This window comes from Virgibacillus sp. NKC19-3, assembly GCF_019837165.1.
GTDB lineage: Bacteria > Bacillota > Bacilli > Bacillales > Amphibacillaceae > Virgibacillus_L > Virgibacillus_L saliphilus.
This window is the reverse complement of sequence record NZ_JAGYHC010000001.1, coordinates 547953-569000: the sequence shown is the minus strand read 5'-3', so window position 1 is coordinate 569000 and position 21048 is coordinate 547953. Positions and strand designations below refer to the sequence as shown.

Annotated in this window: 14 protein-coding genes and 1 tRNA gene; 3 read left to right on the top strand and 12 right to left on the bottom strand. The window is 40.1% G+C overall.

Annotation, left to right across the window (positions count from 1 at the left end):
- Position 1 precedes the first annotated feature (1 nt).
- The gene (locus tag KFZ56_RS02905) at positions 2-2359 is read right to left on the bottom strand and encodes a molybdopterin-containing oxidoreductase family protein (protein ID WP_222640144.1); all 2358 of its coding nucleotides are present in this window, start codon (positions 2357-2359) and stop codon (positions 2-4) included.
- Between the two features lie 320 nt (positions 2360-2679).
- Positions 2680-3726, bottom strand: a complete 1047-nt coding sequence (gene selD / locus KFZ56_RS02900) for a selenide, water dikinase SelD (RefSeq protein WP_222640142.1) — start codon at positions 3724-3726, stop codon at positions 2680-2682.
- Between the two features lie 106 nt (positions 3727-3832).
- Between selD and selA the strand changes: the two genes are divergently transcribed.
- Positions 3833-5242 carry an L-seryl-tRNA(Sec) selenium transferase gene (selA, locus tag KFZ56_RS02895; RefSeq protein WP_222640140.1) on the top strand — a complete coding sequence of 470 codons (1410 nt, stop codon included), beginning with the start codon at positions 3833-3835 and terminating at the stop codon, positions 5240-5242.
- 14 nt (positions 5243-5256) lie between these two features.
- Here the strand turns inward: selA and KFZ56_RS02890 are convergent.
- A tRNA-Sec gene (locus KFZ56_RS02890) sits at positions 5257-5353 on the bottom strand.
- A gap of 95 nt (positions 5354-5448) precedes the next feature.
- On the opposite strand from KFZ56_RS02890, the gene selB reads away from it, so the two are divergent.
- A complete protein-coding gene (gene selB / locus KFZ56_RS02885) occupies positions 5449-7341 on the top strand; it encodes a selenocysteine-specific translation elongation factor (protein WP_222640138.1) in 1893 nt (630 codons plus the stop codon).
- A 158-nt stretch (positions 7342-7499) separates the two neighbouring features.
- On the top strand, positions 7500-8522 hold the full coding sequence (gene adhP, locus KFZ56_RS02880) for an alcohol dehydrogenase AdhP (RefSeq protein ID WP_222640137.1): 1023 nt from the start codon (positions 7500-7502) through the stop codon (positions 8520-8522).
- Positions 8523-8685: 163 nt separating this feature from the next.
- On the opposite strand, the gene fdhD is transcribed toward adhP, so the two are convergent.
- From fdhD to KFZ56_RS02835, 9 genes are all read right to left on the bottom strand, one after another.
- Positions 8686-9483, bottom strand: a complete 798-nt coding sequence (fdhD, locus tag KFZ56_RS02875; protein WP_222640135.1) for a formate dehydrogenase accessory sulfurtransferase FdhD — start codon at positions 9481-9483, stop codon at positions 8686-8688.
- A gap of 328 nt (positions 9484-9811) precedes the next feature.
- Positions 9812-10450, bottom strand: coding sequence for a helical membrane plugin domain-containing protein (locus KFZ56_RS02870; RefSeq protein ID WP_222640134.1), 639 nt, complete (start codon positions 10448-10450; stop codon positions 9812-9814).
- Positions 10443-13409 (bottom strand): formate dehydrogenase subunit alpha, encoded by a 2967-nt coding sequence (fdhF, locus tag KFZ56_RS02865; protein WP_375540690.1) that lies wholly within the window; start codon positions 13407-13409, stop codon positions 10443-10445. Before fdhF ends, KFZ56_RS02870 begins: the two co-directional genes overlap by 8 nt.
- 119 nt (positions 13410-13528) lie before the next feature.
- Positions 13529-14812, bottom strand: coding sequence for an L-lactate MFS transporter (locus KFZ56_RS02860; RefSeq protein ID WP_222640133.1), 1284 nt, complete (start codon positions 14810-14812; stop codon positions 13529-13531).
- Positions 14813-15106: 294 nt separating this feature from the next.
- Positions 15107-15796 (bottom strand): Crp/Fnr family transcriptional regulator, encoded by a 690-nt coding sequence (locus KFZ56_RS02855; protein WP_222640132.1) that lies wholly within the window; start codon positions 15794-15796, stop codon positions 15107-15109.
- A gap of 69 nt (positions 15797-15865) precedes the next feature.
- Positions 15866-17755, bottom strand: coding sequence for a heavy metal translocating P-type ATPase (locus tag KFZ56_RS02850; RefSeq protein WP_222640131.1), 1890 nt, complete (start codon positions 17753-17755; stop codon positions 15866-15868).
- 46 nt (positions 17756-17801) lie between these two features.
- Positions 17802-18011, bottom strand: a complete 210-nt coding sequence (locus tag KFZ56_RS02845) for a heavy-metal-associated domain-containing protein (RefSeq protein ID WP_222640130.1) — start codon at positions 18009-18011, stop codon at positions 17802-17804.
- A gap of 1205 nt (positions 18012-19216) precedes the next feature.
- On the bottom strand, positions 19217-19990 hold the full coding sequence (locus KFZ56_RS02840) for a tetratricopeptide repeat protein (RefSeq protein WP_222640128.1): 774 nt from the start codon (positions 19988-19990) through the stop codon (positions 19217-19219).
- On the bottom strand, positions 19987-20712 hold the full coding sequence (locus KFZ56_RS02835; RefSeq protein ID WP_222640126.1) for a tetratricopeptide repeat protein: 726 nt from the start codon (positions 20710-20712) through the stop codon (positions 19987-19989). Before KFZ56_RS02835 ends, KFZ56_RS02840 begins: the two co-directional genes overlap by 4 nt.
- Between the last annotated feature and the right edge of the window lie 336 nt (positions 20713-21048).

Below are 21048 nucleotides of genomic sequence, written 5' to 3'. Positions count from 1 at the left end.
GTTACACCTCCTTTGTAATTTCCACTAGTGTATTGTTTATAGCTGTTCCATTTCCTAACGGCTCAACAGCATCATTAGTGAGATAACTTGTACTACCACCTTGTTGTTCCCACCATCCGTTTTGAAGAGTGATCGCTCCCTCTTTAATAAACTTCGTCACAACTGCATTTGCCTTATGAGACCCACGGTCATTAAAGACCTTGATAAGATCCCCATCCTTAATAGTTCTTACTTCAGCATCGTTCGGATGGATTTGAACTTCCGGTTTATCACCATGTACCTCCTGTGGCCATTCAAGACTACCAAACGAAGAGTGAATGGAACGAGGTGTTTTTCGTTGTATGGCCATTAATGGGTATTTTTTTAGAAGTTCATTATCTTCATCTTTTAAGCATTCATTTGCACGATAATATTTGACGATTGGACTATAGTCTTTTTCTGCCCATTCCTCAACAAAAAGGTGGGCCTTACCAGTTGAAGTTTTAAATTGACCGTTTTCAAAAGGAATAGAAGGTTTTGAAATTGGTTTTACCGGACCTTCCTTTAATTGTTCAATGGTTATTTCTGTTTCCTTTAAACATGCCTTTATATGTTCTTCTATTGGTTTATCAAACCATTTACTGACTCCAAACCGTTTTGCAATTTCGGTTAAAATCCAATAATCCGGTTTTGCTTGTCCTGGTGGATCTACAGCTTTTTCCTTCAGTTGAACATAATGACTTCTAGTACCTGCCATTAAACTTGTATATTCAAATACAGTTGTTACAGGTAATATTAGATCCGCATATATTGCTGTTGAAGTCATTAGACTATCTGCAACAACTACAAAAGGAACCTTTTCCAATGCCTTTTTAACCATGTTTGTATTCGGCAATTGTGTCATTGGACTAGTAGTCATAATATACCAAAATCCGATTTCCGTTGGATCACTATTAACTATTGCTTCCCCCAATTTGGCAATTGGAATGCTTTCAACCTCATTTTTTACTTCAGCAGGTTCAACAGGTGGATTGCTTGATATAAACTGAGTAGCGCCTCCTGCGTCGCATACCCCAGCTCCAGCTTTACCAATATTTCCTGTAATTAATGCTAGATAAAATTGACTTGCTGCTACGTAAGTACCGTATTCTGTTCTTTGAGCACCAGACATATTTTGAATAATCATTGCGGGCTTATTTATAGCATATTCTCGTGCCAAACGAATGATTGTTTCCTCTGGAACCTCCGTTTCTTCTGATGTTTTCTCTGTTGTCCACATTTCTGCTTCGTCTTTTATTAAATCAAATACAGTTCTATATTCATTTGGAATATCAGCTTCATTTGCACTTAACGCTGGTTCAATATTCGTTTCATCATGGCGAACTAGTGACATTTGTTTCATATCAAAGACAACGTACGAATCCGGGTCTTCAGGGTCTTCACGGACAAGCTTATCATTCTTATCAACTAAATAAGGTACACCAGTATGATTCAATAAAAATTGCCGGTCTATTAAATCTTCTTGAATAATAATATTTAACATGCCTAACGCAAGTGATGTATCTGTACTTGGCATGATTGGTACCCATTCATCCGCTTTGGCGGCTGTTTCACTAAAACGTGGATCAATTACTATCATTCTTGCCCCATTTTTTATTGCTTCTTCATACTCTTTAAAATAGGCTTGCATTGTTACAACAGGATTGTTCCCCCAACAAATGATATACTTACTCTCACGGATTGTGTCACGTGTATCAATGTAGCGATCACCTACTATTGGATTCATTGCAGCTGTTACTGCTGAACAACAAAGTGATCCTTCAGGAGTTGTAGCCCCACCTAAATGACTAAAAAGAGCTTCTGCCATACTATTTGCAATAGAGTCCATATTTCCTGATGCACTTTCTAATAATATACCTTTATTACCGATTTCCCTTATTGTTTTATTAATATTTTCTTCAATTAAGTCCAAAGCTTCATCCCACGATATTTCTTTAAATTCTCCTGAACCTTTTTCTCCCGTTCGTAACATAGGCATTTTTAATCGTTCCTTGTGGTTAACCCATTGAGATCGACTTATGCCTCGAAGACATCCTTTTACATTAAAATCTTCGCTTGCTTCAACCTTAAGCAATTTACCATCTTTCACAAAAGCAGTCAGGTTACAATGTAGACATTCCATTGAACAAGTAGAACGGAATGTCTTGTATTCTTTAACTCCTTCCGCGACCACTTTGGCAGAGGTGTTCCTTTTGTATTTAATTGCTAAACCTCCACCAGTCGCAAGTGTCGCGCCACCAATAGCTCCTCCTGTTGCTTTTAAGAAAGCACGTCTTTTTATTTTCTTATGCAGTACACCATCTATTTCATGAGAATCCATGAATCATCCCTCCAATGCTTTAGATTGCAAAAAAATGTACTCCCTTTGCCTTTCATAGAAAAAACACAAATGCTTAAGAAAGATCGTGACTATTTGTGAATAATTGAGCAATAATATTTATATAATACCCACTTTTCTCTATTGTAGAGGAATATATGGGATAAGTATGTATACAAATTGTGAATAATTGAGCAATAAAAATGAAAAGTATACATACTTTTACATACATTTGAGACATAACGTGAGCGGCAATATTAAGGGAGGCATGATTTCACGCCCCCCTTCTTTCAAAGATAATCGATGTCTTATGTCAACCACCATTATTTGACATAAATTACTTTATCCATCTTTTCTGTTACCTCGCCAATAACGGCAGCCTGAATGGAATGATTCCTATTAAAATCATCCATAAATGATTCGACTTCCTGCTTCGGCAAGCTAATTAATAACCCGCCAGATGTCACGGCATCACATAAAATAAGTTGCTCGGATTTCCGGATATTCTCCCCATAGCTTACAGCGTCTTCTAACCATTGGTGGTTTGCTTTTGATCCGCCCGGGACTATATTTTCCTCAACAAGTTCCTTCGTGCCAGGCAAAAGTGGGACATCTTCATTTCTAATAACAAAGCTGACATCACTTCCATTTGCCATTTCGAAAGCGTGCCCAAGTAATCCGAATCCAGTAATATCTGTGACAGCATTTGGATGATAGTTTTTTAAGCTTTCCGCAGCATACTTATTCAATGTAGCCATAACATGAGATACCCGATCCACTTTTTCTTTTGTTAAAAGATCCCGTTTAATTGCAGTTGTTTGAATTCCAACTCCAATAGGTTTCGTCAATACAAGAGCATCTCCGGGTTGTGCACCGATATTTTTAAAAATGTTAGCTGGATGGCCAACTCCTGTGACAGATAGGCCGAATTTAGGTTCACGATCATCAATGGAGTGTCCACCAACCATATTTGCTCCCGCTTCCCTCACCTTATCACCAGAACCTTGTAAGATCTCTGCTAGAATTTGTGGATCAAGGTTATTGATCGGATAAGCAACAATATTTAATGCCGTTTTAGGTGAGCCTCCCATGGCATAAATGTCACTTAACGCATTTGCGGCAGCAATTTCACCAAACCTGTAAGGGTCATCCACAATCGGAGTGAAAAAATCAAGCGACTGAATCAGTGCGATGTCATCTGTTAGCTTATACACGCTACCGTCATCTGAGTGTTCGACTCCGACAAGTAAGTTCGGGTCATCGTTTTTCGTTGGTAAATAACGCAAAACTTGCGCTAGGTCTTGTGGACCAATTTTACATCCTCAACCAGCTTTTGTAGATAACGAGGTTAGCTTAATTTGATCTTTCATCCTTACTGCCCCCTTTTTATAATGAACTAGATGTGTGATAATAAGAGTATAAAACGTTTTTTTTAAAAAAGCGAACAAAAAATATATATTCATGGATGGTGTTAAGATGAAAATACTTCCCCATTTACCTGCTGTTCATCAATTAAAAGAGCATACGCGCTTTTCCGAAATGGTAACGACGTTGAACATCTCGGAACACGTATTAACGGAATGGCTTAATGACCAAATTGATGTTATTAGAAATAAAATAATAAACAACGAACTCAATCATGAAGCGTTAACAAGGGATAAATTAAGTGAACTCATTTTTGATCAACTTGATGAAAAAATACATTTATTTTATCAAAACAATTTGCAAGGAGTTATCAATGCCACAGGAGTTGTCTTACATACAAACTTGGGGAGGGCACGCTTAAGTAAAGAAGCGATAGACCAAATGACACATACAGCTTCCTCTTATTCCACACTTGAGTATAATTTAGAGGCTGGTAAACGGGGCTCAAGACATGATATTGTCGAGGAATATATTACACAATTAACTGGAGCTGAAGCTGCTATCGTTGTAAATAATAATGCAGCAGCCGTATACCTCGTATTAAAGGCTATTGCTACAGGTAGGGAGGTCATTGTTTCTCGAGGCGAGCTTGTGGAGATTGGCGGTTCCTTTCGAATCTCTGAAATAATGGAAGAAAGCCAAGCTGAATTAATCGATGTGGGAACAAGCAATAAAACACATGTAAATGATTACGTGAAAGCTATCACAGAAAATACAGGATTACTTATGAAGGTGCATAAGAGCAATTTTAAAGTGATTGGATTTACAGAAGAAGTTCATACAGATGAGCTCATCAACGTATCTAAACAATATCATGTCCCCATTTATGAGGATCTTGGCAGTGGAACACTTTTTGACTTTCAAAAGAATCACATCGGAACAGAGCCGACTGTCCAGGAGAAAATAAAGGCAGGGATAGACATCCTTTCTTTTAGCGGTGATAAATTACTAGGCGGCCCTCAAGCGGGAATCATCGTAGGTAACAACGTTTTCATTGATAAATTGAAGAAACATCAGCTTGCCAGAGTCTTACGAGTCGATAAATTTACCCTAGCAGGACTAGAAGCAACATTAAAAGCTTATTTGAGAGGACAAGAACAATACGAGATTCCAACTATTCATGACATTTTGGAATCAAGTCAAGCGATTTTGGAAAAGGCTCATAAATTTATAGAAAAGATAAAGTCAAGTCAAACAGGATTCATTTGCAATGTTGAGGCTGGTAAATCTATAATTGGAGGAGGAACAATGCCTGATGTAGAAATTGACACCTATATAGTTAACGTGAAACATAATCGTTATAAGAGCACAGAACTTGCGGCAAAGTTGCGGCGTTTCAGCGTACCAATCATCGTTCGATTGGAAAATGAAGCAGTCACTCTCGATTTTAGAACAGTTAGCGATGAAGAATTGGATATTGTTACGGAAGCATTTTTGCACATTCAACATGGGGCGTCATAATGCTATGTATCGTATGGCGGGATCGTGTGGGAATCGAACCCACCGAAGACGTCACGCGCCTTCCAAATGGTTTTGAAGACCAAGGAGAACACCAGTACCTCATCCGACCCCATGGCAAATCTATTGAAACAAGTTCAAGTCTATTATACATTCATTTGAATTTTTAAAGCAAGGGAAATATTCGAGGAGAAAGTCAGGTGGACTAGATGCGTAAGTATTTGACAATTGGTATGGCTGGGCATATTGATCATGGGAAAACCGTTTTAACAAAAGCTCTAACTGGTGTGGATACGGATCGACTAAAAGAAGAAAAGGAAAGAAATATTTCTATTGAACCTGGATTTGCACCGTTTATCGATGAAGAACAATTAAACGTGTCTATTATCGATGTCCCAGGGCATGAAAGGTTTATCAGACAAATGATAGCAGGTGTGGCGGGAATCGATATGGTCGTATTAGTTATTGCTGCAGATGAAGGCGTCATGCCGCAAACGAAGGAACATCTTGATATTTTATCACTATTAGGAATTGAAAATGGTTTCGTTGTTATAACCAAAATTGACCAAGTAGACGAAGAATTGCTAGAAATCGTTATCGAGGATGTGAAAGAAACAGTAAGTCAAACCTTTTTTGAAGATACTCCCATTTATTTGGTTGATAGTTTATCAAAAGAGGGAATCCCTGCGTTGAAAAGTGCTTTGAAAGAAAAACTGTTACATATCACTAAAAAAGATAGGAATACTGCTTTCCGGTTGCCGATTGATCAAGTTTTCACAGTAAAAGGACAAGGCGTTGTTGTTCGTGGGACGATATACGACGGGAAGGTAAAGCAGGGGGAGCATCTAAAGATATTACCACTAAATAAAGATGTTCGTGTAAGACAAATCCAAAGTCACCATCAACAAAAAAAGGAAGCTTCTGCAGGGCAACGTACCGCTATTAATATTGGCGGGGTTTCCCACAAGTCTATTTCTAGAGGCGACGTCTTGGTGGCAGGGAATTTCTATGCTATTTCCGATCGACTCGATGTTGTGTTTTATTCATTAAAAGACATAACCTATGACGTAAAACAGCGCCAACCAATTAAACTTTTTATTGGTACTTCAGAAGTTATGGGAAAAATTATCTTTTTTGACCGAAACGAAATCAGTGCGAATGAACAATCGGAAATACTGTGTCAAATACAGTTAAATGAACAAGTTGTTGTCTCTCGAAGTGACCGTTTTATTTTAAGAAAACCGACTCCTGTAGAAACCATTGGTGGAGGATGGGTTATAGAACCAGAGGCGAATAAACACCGGTTTGGGAAGAAGACAATCGATCAATTGTTACTTAAAAAAGAAGGATCAACCAAAGACCGGATAGAATCATTAATGAAAGAGAGACTTGTTTTAACACGTGCTGAAATATTAAAATATGCCTCCATTACAGAGCAGGAATTAGTTGAGGCTCAACCAAATTTAATTGAAATAGAAAAAGGGCTTGTTACCCTTCCTTCAACTTTCGAACATGCCAAAGATATATTAATTGATTTACTTGAATCCTTTCATAAACGTTTACCGATGCGAATTGGAATCAATAAGGCGGAAATTATATCTGAATTGAAACAACAATATCCTATCTCCCTTATCGAATTTGTCATCAATCGATTAACGGAAAAAAACAATATTAAGGTCATCGATCAATATGTTGCGTTGCATGACGTGCACCCATCATTGCCGCCCCAATGGAAGGAAAAGCTTGAAAATGCAGAAGAAGCATTAAAACAACAAGGAATGGAAGTAGAAAAGTGGAGCGAACTTCTGGCTAAACACCAGATCCCTTCAGAACTCCAGAAGGAATTTTATCATTTTTTAATTGAATCAGAGCGGGCGTATGCATTGGATAATGAGAGACTTATCGGAAAAGAAGCGACAGATCAAGCCCGAAAGAGATTAGAACAACATACAAACGAGGAAGCATTCAATCTCCAAACCGCGAGAGACAGCTTACAATTATCCAGGAAAAATTTACTGCCATTACTAGAACTCTTTGACTATTTAGGGTATACAAAAAGGGAAGGAAATCTGAGAACGTGGATTAGAAAAATGAAGAACTGATATAGGGATAATTGCTTATACCCCTTCTCTTATTTTATGCCCGTCATCGCAACTCAAGTTTGTTAAACGTTCTAATAAACCTTGTAAATATCATATAAGTGATATATAATAGAATTTGTGAAATGTTTCACAAATATATGCTAATGGGAGACATCCTTATGAAAGCAGCGATAGTGAGTGCAGAGAATCCTGGAAAATTAGATATTGTAGATGTAGGAGCCCCTAAGTTAACATCTGGACAAGCATTAGTCGATATCGAATATTGTGGTGTTTGTCATACAGATTTGCATGTTGCAAAGGGAGATTTTGGTGAAGTCTTAGGAAGAATACCAGGGCACGAAGGGATTGGAATTGTAAAAGCAATAGCTGATGATGTAACAAACTTAAAAATTGGAGATAGAGTGAGCATTGCATGGTTTTACCAAGCATGCGGAACATGTGAATATTGTACAACAGGGCGAGAAACATTCTGTAGGAGTATTAAGAACGCTGGGTTTTCCGTAGATGGTGCCATGGCAGAACAATGTGTTGTTGCTGCAGATTATGCAGTTAAAGTTCCAGACGGACTTGATCCGGCAAGAGCCAGTAGTATTACCTGTGCAGGAGTAACCAGTTATAAGGCCATTAAAGTGGCTGCTATTAGACCTGGGCAATGGATTGCAATCTATGGATGTGGTGGTCTTGGAAATCTGGCCATTCAATACGCCAAACATGTTTTTAACGCAAAAGTAATTGCGATTGATATTAATGACGATAAATTAGAATTTGCGAAAGAAGCTGGTGCAGACTTAACCTTCAATTCCTCATGCGCAGATGCAGCTGAATGGATTCAAGAACAGATAGGTGGCGCACATGCCGCAGTTGTTACAGCTGTTTCAAAAATTGCTTTTAACCAAGCAGTGAACTCTGTTCGTGCTGCTTCTAAAGTAGTAGCAGTTGGTTTGCCGCCTGAAACCATGGATCTTGAAATTGTAAAAACAGTGCTGGATGGTATTGAAGTTGTTGGTTCACTTGTTGGCACTCGAAAAGATCTGGAAGAAACGTTTCAGTTCGGTGCAGAAGGAAAAGTGTCTCCTGTTGTTGAAACGAGATGCTTACATGAAATAAATGATATTTTTGACGAGATGGAAGAAGGGAAAATTCAAGGCCGGATGGTTATAGATATGCATAAAGATTGCTAGACCGTTACCTATTGAAAAGGCATAAGGCAAGAAGGCGATCGTTTTCTTGCCTTAGCCTTAGTCCACAAATGGACCGTGTGCCTTGGAATTTCCAAATACGCATATTTCTAATATAGAAATAAGGACATGCGCCTTTTGCATCATGCCCTTCCCTTATTCATCACTATCTATTAGCTTCTACGACACGGTGTGGGTGGGTATAGACATTCATCTTACTTCCTCTGGCAAATCCAATCACCGTAATCCCTAAATCCATTGCCAACTTAAGTGCTAAATCCGTTGGCGCCGATTTAGAAATAAGAATTCCAACGCCTATTTTGGATATTTTTAACAATACCTCGGAAGAAATCCGTCCACTAAACACAATTAATTTATCAGCTGGCTGCACGTACTCTTTTAACATATGACCGTATATTTTATCCAGTGCATTATGCCGGCCAATATCTGTCCGAACTTCTAGGAGTTCATCTCGATTTGCAAGCGCGGCATTATGGACACCGCCTGTTCGAATAAATTGTTCAGACTCACGCTGCAACGTCTGCATTAATGAAATACATTGATCAACAGTTATCATTAACTTACTGGTTATTGTTTTGGCCGTTTTTACATCACTTTTAAAATAAAATTGGCGACTTTTTCCACAGCAGGATCCGATAAATCGCTTGGAATAGTCGTGTTGATCTACGTCCATTGGTTTTGTAAGTTCAATATGGGCAAATCCACGATCTTCATCCATTTGCAACTGGCTTATTTGATTATAAAAACGGATAATACCCTCCGATGCAAGAAATCCGACGACCAAATCGTGAAGGTGTGACGGGGAACAAACCATTGTTGCAAGCTCCTCGCCATTTACTATCACAGTAAATGGAAATTCCTCTGCCACTTCTTCATCTATACGTAAGGCGGTTCCCTCTTTGAATCGGACAATTTCCCATCCTTTTAACTCTACATCATTCATTTTGTACACCCTTCATGGTAAGCTCTTTTCATAAGTATTGTCACTTTTTAATCTTCCCAGTTGATGGAAACTGCGATGTAGTGACAATTTCTTTTGACAAGCATTGGTTGAGCGTAGCGGCATCCAAGCACTCAACCATCGTTCGCAAAGAGAATTCCACACTTACGTCGCAGTTTATATCTTTTATATCAAAAACAACAAATGGTTTCGGCGGGGCGAACCTTTGGTACAGTTCCAACCCTTTAGTAAACAGCTTAATACGAAGAGTCTATTTCAATCTGTGAAAAGGCCCCACTCCTATCTAAAGTTGAACCCTTATCCTCAGCGTTTACCTTTTGAAAATCAAAGGCAATGCCGCCAGCAATGAAACTCCCGCTGCGATGGCATACCATTTGCCACTAAGGCCGGATTGCCGCTCGTCACTCTCTGTGTTTCGTTTTTCCCATGCGTGTTGTTGCCTCTGAGACTCTGATTTTGCCTTTTCTCTGTCCTCTTGATTGACGCCAAGACCTTTTAAAAGGGCCATGAGAACGTTCAAACCTTCAATCATTTCCGGATCTTTGAGGGAACGAAGAAGGGCGGGGTATCCGCCTCTTTCTTTCCCATAATGCTCATAGGAAGCCACCCTGGAAACAGCGGTATTCATTTTATATAAGAGTGGCTCAAGTTCTTCCACATTAAACTTCCCAAGCACATCTAACAGAAGAAGGGCATTTTTCATTGACTTGGTTGCATCCGATTCGTCAATAGCTGTTACGACCTGCTCAAGCACCTGATCCCTTTCAGCAAAAAGCGCATGGAGCATATTGAATATTTCATTATCGCGAAAATAATTCATCAGTTTCAGTGCATCGGCAACCGCTTCTTTATTTTCTAGCAATGTTTCTTCTAATTGCCTCAGGTCACGTTCTCGTATTTCTTCTTCTGTTGGTTCAATACGATGGATCACTTTAGTTGCTTTAGCCATTGTTGCTTGACCCCCTTGCTCGCACGACATCACCGGGATAGACATAATCTTTGCGTGCCCATTTTCGTTCAACTTCTACACCGATTTGTGGCTGCGGATTACCATAGCGATGATTGATTTTCGGTAATGGACTTTCCCCTTTTGGCTCAAGTACTTCCATTTTTACCTGAACTTCCTTATAAGCAGGCGTCGAGGTATCCTTGTCAGCATGAAAGCTCGTCAGATAATTAATCGCCCCTTCTCCTTGGGAATTCATCGGTAAATATAGCTCATGCCCTTTCACCCGATCCGTTACAATGACGGATACTTTCACCCTTCCATATGGAGAAATCAGCCGGACAACCGTCCCATCTTCTAATCCACGTTCCTCCGCTAGTTCAGGAGATACTTCTAAGAACACACGCGGCGTTTTTTTCGAGATTGCTTCGGATCTATAGGTCAAGTTTCCTTCATGAAAATGCTCAAGTAGACGCCCATTATTGACATGGAGATCGTATTCTTCTCCGAAATCGATCGGTCTAGTCCAATCAACCGGATAGAGTTTTGCTTTCCCGTCCGGAAATGGAAACTCCTCTTTGAACAATAGCGGTGTATCCGTTCCATCCGCTGCCACTGGCCATTGCAAGCTATTATATCCCTCTAAGCGTCCGTAGCTAACACCAGCAAACATCGGACTGAGGGAAGCGGCTTCATCCATAATTTCACTTGGATGGCTGTAATTCCAATCCGCTCCGAGAAGATTAGCAATGTCCTGAATGATTTGCCAATCCGGTTTAGACTCGCCTAGTGGTTCAAGCACCTGATATAAACGCTGGAAACGACGTTCGGTATTGACAAAGGTCCCCTCCTTTTCAAGACTTGGACTGGCAGGCAGAACAACATCTGCAAATTCAGCTGTTTTGGAGAAAAACACATCCTGGATCACAAAAAAGTCCAGCTTCTCAAATGCTTGTTGTACATAATTGGCATCTGAATCAACGACAGCCATCTCCTCACCTTTGACATACATTGCATTCAGGCTGCCTTCATGGATGGCCTCCACCATTTGATGATTATTAAGCCCCGGGTTGGTTGGAATTTCAACGTTCCACCCTTTCGCATAACGGGTACGAACGTCATCATCTGATACAAGTTCATAGCCCGGGAATCGGTCCGGCATACTTCCAAAGTCACTTGCACCTTGCACGTTGTTGTGTCCACGTAGTGGGTAAGTACCTGCACCGGGCTTCATGTAATTACCTGTAATCAGCATCAAGTTGGAAATTGCTGTACTAGCATCACTTCCTCCACCGTGCTGTGTGATCCCCATCGCCCACAGAAAACAAGTGGTATCCGCTTCATGAATAGAATTAGCGATCTCTATCATTTCTTTTTTCGTGAGATTCGTTACTTGTTCTGCATAGTCCAGCGTATATGGCTCAAGGCTCTTGATATAATCGTCTATACCATTGACATGTGTATTCAGAAATTCCCTGTCTTCCCAACCCTGATCCACAATGTATTTTGTCACCGCGGAAATCCAAACAAGGTCACTGCCTGCTGCCGGTTGAACAAATTGATCTGCCCGATCCGCCATTTCGTGCCTGCGAAGATCAGCAACAATTACTTTCTGACCATGCAACTTCTGCGCTCGCTTGACCCTCGTTGCAAGTACCGGATGGGATTCCGCCGTGTTGGATCCCGTGATAATGACGAGTTCTGCATTTCCTATATCCTCGATGGATCCGGAATCTCCACCATATCCAACGGTCCGCCACAACCCCATTGTTGCCGGAGACTGACAATAACGGGAACAATTATCAATATTGTTTGTCCCAATGACAGAACGACTCAATTTTTGCATGAGATAAGATTCTTCGTTTGTACATTTCGAAGAAGAAACAAAAGCCAAGGAATCTGGACCTTTTTTCTTTATCTGCTCTTTGAATTTCCGCTCAATTAAGCCATATGCCTCTTCCCACTCTGCTTCGCGGAAGCCGTCTTCTTCTCGAATCAACGGTTTTGTCAGACGCTCTTCACTGTTAACAAAATCCCAACCAAATTTCCCCTTCACACAAGTGGAAATACCGTTCGCCGGAGCATCTTGGTGTGGTTCTACTTTCAATATTTGCCTGTCCTTCGTCCATACATCAAAGGAGCAGCCCACTCCACAATACGTGCAAACCGTTTTGGTTTTCTCAATCCTATTATCACGCATGGAGGCTTCCACGTCAGAAATTGTCATCAGCTGCTCATATCCGGTCTCCACATCTTTTGTGATATTAATAAGTGGACGCATGGAAGTTTCCGGAAGCATTCCAGCCAAAAATCCAGCCTCACCTTCCATCCCAACTTCCATCATTGCATTACACGGACAAACCGTTGAGCAATGACCACAGTTGACACAAGAAGAATCCTCAATCGACGTGTCATTATCCCAAATCACGCGCGGTTTCTCCCTCTCCCAATCAATCGTTAAGGTCTCGGTCACCTGCACATCCTGACAGGCCTCTACACACCTGCCGCACAAAATGCACTGATCCGGATCATACCGGTAAAAGGAATTGCGATCCACCTTGTAATCCTTAGATTCAAAAGGGGTCTCTTGATGGTTGATCTTCATTTCCTTCACGGTGTTATGTATCTCGCAATTACCATTATTATAATCACACACGGTACAATACAATTCATGCTTACCCAATACCTTGTCCAGAGCGTATAATTGCGCCTCGTGTGCTCCTTCCTCATCGGTACGAATAACATCCCCATCAGCTACCTTGGTTGAACATGACCTAACCAATTCACCATTTACACTGACAATACATGTATCACAGGTCTCAATCGCGCCAAGACTTGGGTGATAGCATAAACTCGGTACCTCTACATTATTGGCAGTCATCACATCTAATGCAGTTTGATTTTCTTCAATAGTTACCGGCTTACCATTCAAAGTAATTTCCTTCGTTGCCTGCAAAAAAATGACCCCTTTCTATTTTTTAATTTTTAATGTAATCACTCTATTTATTCTTTACTGTTATTATAACTTCAATACCCCAATTGTTAAAGATGAAAACACTTTATTCTGTGTTTTTTAACGCTTTATTTTTGATTGGCTACCAAATTTTGTGATGATCTCTCCTGTCTCTGTATCCGTTTAATATTAGAACGCATTACAATGGAAATCACCAATGCTAACGCTAATAGAAAAATAAATAGGACAAAAGCTGCCGTGAAATTGTTTGTGCGTTCAAACGTAACAGAGATAAGCATCGGCCCAGCAATCCCGGCCATTGCCCAAGCCGTTAATATATATCCATGAATAGCTCCCAGTTGTTTGGTGCCAAATAGATCGCCAATATATGCCGGCAAACATGCAAATCCCCCACCATAACAAGTCATAATAATATATAAAAGAATGGAAAAGAGAATGACATTGGTTGTAAGCGGCAACAGGATAAATGCACCGAGCTGTAAGATAAAGAAAATCATATAGGTATTGGTACGTCCAATATAGTCAGAAGCACTTGCCCAGCCTATTCGCCCGAATCCATTGAAAAAACCCATTACACCGACTACTGTAGCTGCAGTGGCTGAACCTGCACCTGTAATGGTTTGTGTCATATTGGAGGCAACCGAAAGCAGCATAATGCCCGCTGAAATATTGATAAACATCATGATCCAAAGCAAATAAAATCGAAGCGTTTTCAAAGATTCTCGCGCATATAGCTGAGCAAGATCCCTTCCTTCTTCAGCTTTGGCTTTTGGTTTATTTTTATTTTCCCGATCACGCATACCTGCAGGCTTCCATCCTTCTGGCGGTGGGGCAAGGTAACTGGCTCCAGATACCATTAAAATGATGTAACTAATTCCCAGAACATAAAAAGTGGTTGGAATGCTAATCACACCCATTAGCCATTCAGCAACCGGGCTGGTAATTAATGCACCTGCTCCAAACCCCATAACGGCCATCCCAGTAGCAAGCCCGCGACGATCCGGAAACCATTTAACAAGTGTGGAAACAGGCGAGATATATCCAATACCCAAACCGATTCCCCCAATTACACCATAAAAAGCGATAAAGACCGGTAAGCTTTCCAGCTGAACTCCAAATCCTGCACCTAATGTACCAATACCAAAAAGTGTGGCAGAAATCATAGCTGAACGCTTAGGACCATTCCGCTCGACGAATTTCCCCAAAAAGGCAGCGGACATACCCAGGAAGAAAATCGCTGTCGTAAACGCAAGACTGACCGCACTTATCTCCCATCCCACACTTTCATTTAACGGATTTTGATAGACACTGTACGCGTATACAGAGCCAATCGACAAATGAATCATAATTGCAGATAAAGCAATCAACCAACGGTTACGGTTGGCTTTCATCATAAACAACCCCTTTGTTTACAGATTCTTCTATTTTTTGAAATAGTCGAGATTAAGTATATATCACAACCTAATTATTGTAAACATATAAATTTAAAATTTTCTAATTTTAAATGAACAAAAAACAAGCTAGCTATACGCTACTTGTTTTTTGAAGAGGTTGATGTGTCGATTAACGATAGCGGTAAAAATCAAAATAACTACTCTTGGTATATACCTGTCATAATTACCTTGCATCCTGCCAGCTTTTCCATCCTTATATAACGTGTTCAATAATAGGAAAAAACAGATGCGCTAGCTTTCATAAGCAATATTAGATAACGCATCTTTATTCAAAATCTTAATATTGCGATGTCCTTTCTGTTCAATCAATCCATTCGTTTGCAGGTTTGATAATTTTCTACTAATCGTCTCCTGTGTCGTACCCAAGTATGAGGCAAGATCCTTTTTACGCATTGGCAGCACAATTTCATCCGTGTTGCTCTTATCAATCAGATCAAGCAGATAACTGGCCATACGTGCTTCGACATCTTTTGCACTTAATTGACCCACAAGCTTTTCCGTGTTATCAAGGCGATTGCTGAACTGCTCCAAAATTTTCACCGCAATCGTTGGATAATCCTGCATCAGATCTTGCATATCATCACGATGGATCGTGCATATATTGCTAGCTTCCATCGCCTCCGCATAACTGTCCAGTGTTTTTTCTGTAAACAATGCCAACTCACCCATGAATTCACCCGGTTCTAAAATACGTAATAACTGCTCCTTACCAGATTCAAATAACTGATAAATCTTCACACGCCCTTGATGAACAATATACAAATATTCGAGTGGATCACCTGCATGATAAATGGTTTCCCCTTTTTTAAAATCCTTATGTCTACTTTTCCCCGCTATTTTAAGCATCTCATCATCATTCAGATGGTTAAAAAAAGGGACTTTAGAAACGCATAAATGCGAAAGATTTACTTTTCTATTCATGATCACGAACGCCCCCTCTGTATTTTTATCCGTATAACTTATTCAGATGAAAACGATGGATAAATAGGCTTAAATTACCGCTGTATTGGTGCGTCTTTGTTTCTGTTTCACCCGTCTTCGTTGCTTATAACCGACTAAGCGGATCGCATTAAGGATAACCATCAACACGCTCAGTTCATGAATAAACATGCCTGATGCCAGGAATATTTCACCTACCAACACTCCTGCTAGAAGTAAGGCAACCGTTCCAACCGCGATGAAAATGTTTTGCTTCATATTTCGCACCGTTGCTTTCGCTAGGGTGTAAGCATATGGAATTTTGTCCAATTTATCTGTCATTAATACGACATCTGCGGTCTCCATTGCTGCATCTGTTCCGGCTGCACCCATGGCCATACCCACATCTGCTGCTGCAATTGCTGGTGCATCATTGACCCCATCACCTACCATGGAAACATTGTACCCTTCTACTTTTAAGTGTTGAACGTGATTCACCTTATCTTCCGGAAGCATTTCCGCGAACACATCGTCAATTCCCAGCTGCGTAGCTACTTTTTCAGCTGTGTGCTTATTATCTCCTGTAAGCATTACCGTTTGTTTAATGCCTGCATCTTTCAAGTGTTGCATCGCGCTGGTGGCCTCTTGACGAATTTGGTCAGCAATGGAAATAACACCAGCTAATTTTTCATTGATGCCAACAAAAATGGCTGTATTCCCTTTTTCTTCTTCATCAATCGCATATGTTTCAACGGTTAGCGGCAGTTCTATTTCATTTTTACGAAGTAGTTTACGATTTCCAATTACGACAGACTGCCCATCAATGGTTGCACATAAACCATGACCTTTATCTAGAGTAAATTCTTCCGGTTCGTTTAGTAAGGGCAATCCGCGTCTTTTGGCTTCTTTAACAATCGCTCTTCCTAAATGATGCTCTGAAATAATTTCTGCTTCTGCCGTCATGGTTAAAAGTTCCGATTCCCCCCTATCATAAGCTTTCACCCCTGTCATTTCCGGTTCCCCTTTTGTAAGCGTACCTGTTTTATCAAAAACCAGTACATCGATTTTTGCAAGGTTTTCTATTATTTCCCCACCCTTCATCAATGTACCATTCTTTGCACCATTACCGATTCCAGCAACAAGAGAAACGGGTGTTGAAATCACAAGTGCTCCAGGACATGCAATAACTAAGAACGTTATAGACAATTCGAAATTCTGTGTAACAATGAGAACAAGAATGGATAATACAAGAATTCCTGGCGTATAGACATTGGCAAACCGGTCAAGGAATTTTTGTGTTTTTGCTTTAGACTCCTGTGCTTCCTCCACCAATTCAATGATTTTTGAAAAGGCGGTATCATCACCAACTTTTTCTGCTTCTACTTCAACATAGCCATGGTCAATCATGGTTCCACTGAAAACCTGATCCTCTATGTTTTTATTAGCGAGTATTGATTCTCCAGTTATTGTTGATTCATTGATAAATGCTTGGCCAGAAATGATCTTCCCATCAATGGCGACCTTTTCTCCAGTTTGAATCAAAATATGATCTCCTGTGTCAATGTCACGAATCGGCTTGACGATACGTTCTCCATTCTCCAAAACCGTTGCTTCCATTGGTGCCATTCCCATTAGTGTTTGTAAAGAAGAACGTGTTTTTTCCAATGTCCGTGCTTCTAAATAGGCACCAAATAAAAACAGGAATGTAACTGCGGCAGATTCTACGTATTCTCCGATAGATAAAGCGCCTATTACAGCGATTGTAACAAGTAATTCAATACTGAATGCTTTCATCATAGTCGTTTGTATTGCTTTTTTAGCAATGAAATATCCAGCAATAAAGGTTGCTGCAATGAGCGTAATGTCTTTCCAAACGGACATATCGATAAGATGAAATAAGAATGCAAGAATCAATAAGCTTCCTGAAGTTATAACGACGTGAACTCTTTTTACTTTACGCATTTTCATCCCCCCTTTGTAGCTACCCTACCTCGAGCAGCTACTAATCTTAGGAAACTACTGGAAATCCAAGCTTCTCAATGGTTGCTTTTAATTCATCGGATGTGACTTGTTCCTGATCATAGGTTGCTTTTACTTTACTGGAATTAAACATCACTTTCGCTTCTTCCACCCCATTCATTTTCCCCAGTTTCCCTTCGATTTTCTTAATACATGATGGACAAGTTAATGGCTCTAATTGATATTTTATGGTTTTCATTTTGTATGCCTCCTTTTGTTTTTCTATCTTTAGTATAGGACGGGTTTTAACTTGATTCCTTGATGTAGATCAAAATTAACAAAAAATATTTATTGTTTGGTAGAGGCCCATTCTCCTAGTACAAATTACTAGAAATTTCCTCCAATTTAAATCGCTACACCCCAGGGTTTTGTTAAGATGGGGATAATTTCTAATCAGTCGAACGGCTAGTTATCTTTCTCAAAACGTGAAAAAGTGTGCTGCTTCACTGGGAAATGGTCAACGCATCCAACTATCGAAAAAACGTTGCTAGCAAATTAAGACGTATGTCCCAGCATTTCCATGTACTTGAGCTCCTCTCTATGGTACATGCTCCGGCGATTTCAGCGATTCCATGTACTTGAGTACCTCTCTATGGTACATGCTTCGACGATTTCAGCAATTCCATGTACTTGAGTGCCTCTCTATAGTACATGCTTCGGCGATTTCAGCAATTCCGTGTACTTGAGCGCCTCTCTAGTACATACTTCGACGATTTCAGCAATTCCATGTACTTGAGTGCCTCTCTATGGTACATGCTTCGGCGATTTCAGCAATTCCATGTACTTGAGTGCCTCTCTATGGTACATGCTTCGGCGATTTCAGCGATTCCATGTACTTGAGTACCTCTCTATGGTACATGCTCCGGCGATTTCAGCGATTCCATGTACTTGAGTACCCCTCTCTGGTACATGCTTCGGCGATTTCAGCAATTCCATGTACTTGAGTGCCTCTCTATGGTACATGCTTCGGCGATTTCAGCAATTCCGTGTACTTGAGTACCCCTCTATGGTACATGCTTCGGCGATTTCAGCATTTCCGTGTACTTGAGCGCCTCTCTAGTACATGCTTCGGCGATTTCAGCGATTCCATGTACTTGAGTGCCTCTCTATGGTACATACTTCGACGATTTCAGCAGTTCCGTGTACTTGAGTACCCCTCTCTGGTACATGCTCCGGCGATTTCAGCGATTCCATGTACTTGAGCTCCTCTCTATGGTACATACTTCGACGATTTCAGCAATTCCATGTACTTGAGCTCCTCTCTAGTACATGCTTCGGCGATTTTCGAAGAGGACTCTATAAGGAAAGGACTCTTGAAATGTTCTCCTAGAACAAAATAATCCAACCCTCTACAACCATTAACGTTGATAGGTCAGATTAGTAAAACATTATGTAAATCAAGCTTTATTGCCGGTTTGCGGTTTGTAACTTAACAAATTTGTCCTCGTATTTCCGCTTCTTTTTCGGATTATCGATACGTGTAAAAAATTCAATAACGCCAGCTAATGCTTCTTGCACCATTTCCTGATCAGGTATTTTCTCTATCCGCTTAAACCCCTTTTCATAATAAAATTCCGCTTTTTTTAAATCCTTGTTCGTCTTATATTCACAACAATAAGCCAGACGCATACAGATCATTCCCGCTTCTTCGAGAAGTCCAGGCTTTAGCTGTTCATAAATTGCCAACGCTTCTTCAAAGTATCGTTGGGCCTCTTCTAATTGATCCTGATACTTGAAATTGAATCCAATCTCCTGAAGGGTATCCGCATATCCCTTTGAGTCGTTTCGTCCATCTTGTTTAAGTCCTTGCAAGAATTCCTGAAAATAAGAAAATGCTTGATCATAGGCTCTTTTTTCGGAATAAACTTTGCCCAATGCATGCAAGAATTGGAGTCTCATCTTCGGAAAAGCATCCGAGAGAGGCAACCCTTTTTTCAAATATTTTTCGGCTTGTTCCCATTCATTTACAGTGATGGACAGCGTTCCTATTTTCAAATAAGCATATACGGTCAGAAAATGATTTTCGCTGTAAAAACCATCCATTTGTCCGAGGGAACGTTTGTAATACTTAAGCGCCCTCGGGATACCTCCCATCGTTTCATCAAGTTCGCCTAACAGGAAGTTTCCTTTTGCAATATCTATCTGTTTGCCTTCGTACACTTCCTCGAATAGCTTCAATGCTTGGGTAATCGTTTTTCTTGCCTTTTTCGCATCGATATAAAAGTAGATTTCCCCATCTTAAGCAGTGATTTTCCCTCATTGACCTTATCGCCAATCTGTTGGTATGTTTCCAACAGCGATTGATGAAGATGTAATGCTTGGTCATAGGCTTCCATACGAAGGTGAATATCCGAGATCGTATGAATGGTCTGTCCGATAACAGGATTCGCTTCAGGTACTACTTGGCGAAAGTAACCTAACGCCTTTTCCAACTGGTTTAAACCGGATTTATCGTCTCCCTCACCTATATCCACCTTACCTAGACTACTGTATATCCGCCCAAAATCATAAGCGTCTTGTTGATCCATTGTCTCCAGAAGCGCTACTAATTCCGTTAACAATTTCCTGGCATTTGAAAATCGCCCATATTCTCTTTCCAGTCCAGCGTAATCCAAATACGTATCTATTACCAGCTTGCTATGTATCTTATCCATTTCATTGAAAGCTAACGCCCGCTTATGATAGTCCACTGCCTTATCATAATTATGAACACAATGATAAAACTCCGCAATCCTGTAAAGTGAAAGAAATTGTACTTGAGTATCCATATTATCTCCAGAATCAAGAATCGCTTCCAATTCCGCCACATGTTCCCGGGCCAATTCATATTCTTGTCTATTTACATACATCTTTATCTTTTCTCCCAAAAAAGTAAGATGATCTTCTACTTGACTTTCCATCAGATTCACAACCTTTATTAAAAAATCATATGGAGCACAATTAAAAAAGGCAATATTCCCTACTCGCCATCAATGTCTCCGGGTTTGATCCGTCTCATCCATCCAGTACAACCACATTGATTAACATGATACCTATCAGCCAAGCCTACACCATTCTAATTATATATCATTTAAACATGCTGGGAACAATGCGGATATGATAAATATCACACTTTCACCGAATTAATCCTTCATTTTATTTCCATAGTGTGATATTTTTCACTGTTTTATACTTATTCATCATTTAACCTAGGGGGAACGGATATAAATACGTATGCTGAAAGGAGAGAAATTTCA

What these genes read in the sequence shown, in the direction of transcription:
- KFZ56_RS02905 (WP_222640144.1), bottom strand. Translation starts at nt 2,359, where the DNA reads ATGGATTCTCATGAAATAGATGGTGTACTGCATAAGAAAATAAAAAGA.
- selA (WP_222640140.1), top strand. Translation starts at nt 3,833, where the DNA reads ATGAAAATACTTCCCCATTTACCTGCTGTTCATCAATTAAAAGAGCAT.
- selB (WP_222640138.1), top strand. Translation starts at nt 5,449, where the DNA reads ATGCGTAAGTATTTGACAATTGGTATGGCTGGGCATATTGATCATGGG.
- adhP (WP_222640137.1), top strand. Translation starts at nt 7,500, where the DNA reads ATGAAAGCAGCGATAGTGAGTGCAGAGAATCCTGGAAAATTAGATATT.
- fdhD (WP_222640135.1), bottom strand. Translation starts at nt 9,483, where the DNA reads ATGAATGATGTAGAGTTAAAAGGATGGGAAATTGTCCGATTCAAAGAG.
- KFZ56_RS02870 (WP_222640134.1), bottom strand. Translation starts at nt 10,450, where the DNA reads ATGGCTAAAGCAACTAAAGTGATCCATCGTATTGAACCAACAGAAGAA.
- KFZ56_RS02860 (WP_222640133.1), bottom strand. Translation starts at nt 14,812, where the DNA reads ATGAAAGCCAACCGTAACCGTTGGTTGATTGCTTTATCTGCAATTATG.
- KFZ56_RS02855 (WP_222640132.1), bottom strand. Translation starts at nt 15,796, where the DNA reads ATGAATAGAAAAGTAAATCTTTCGCATTTATGCGTTTCTAAAGTCCCT.
- KFZ56_RS02850 (WP_222640131.1), bottom strand. Translation starts at nt 17,755, where the DNA reads ATGCGTAAAGTAAAAAGAGTTCACGTCGTTATAACTTCAGGAAGCTTA.
- KFZ56_RS02845 (WP_222640130.1), bottom strand. Translation starts at nt 18,011, where the DNA reads ATGAAAACCATAAAATATCAATTAGAGCCATTAACTTGTCCATCATGT.
- KFZ56_RS02835 (WP_222640126.1), bottom strand. Translation starts at nt 20,712, where the DNA reads ATGGAAAGTCAAGTAGAAGATCATCTTACTTTTTTGGGAGAAAAGATA.